General features: G+C 67.4%; 1 protein-coding gene. It reads left to right on the top strand.

What is annotated here, in order from left to right:
* Window positions 1-322, top strand: a 322-nt coding sequence (locus DI272_RS45915) for an AMP-binding protein (protein ID WP_258314955.1), incomplete at both ends; no start/stop codon positions are given.

The following is a 322-nucleotide window of genomic DNA, read 5'->3' as shown; positions in this document are numbered from 1 at the left end:
CCCCGGTGACGCGGTCGGTGTGCTTCTGGAGCGTTCGATCGCGACGGTCACCACGGTCCTGGGTCTGATGAAGGCCGGCGCGGTCTACGTGCCTCTCGACGCCCGTTATCCGGCCGACCGCATCCGCCATGTCCTGGCCGACACCGGCGCCACGCTGGTGGTGACGGACGACGCGTCTCAGCAGCACCTCCCGTCGGACACGGCAGACGTGTTCGTCATTGACTCGACACCCAGGGGAGAGGAACAGCGTGAAGTGCCCGGGGTGGGTGTGCGTTCGGGGGATGCGGCGTATGTGATGTACACCTCGGGTTCGACGGGTGCG

Origin of the sequence: Streptomyces sp. Act143, assembly GCF_003143935.1 — a bacterium.
Classification (GTDB): Bacteria; Actinomycetota; Actinomycetes; order Streptomycetales; family Streptomycetaceae; genus Streptomyces.
The sequence above is the reverse complement of the archived record's forward strand: the minus strand, read 5'-3'. Positions and strand labels throughout refer to the sequence as shown.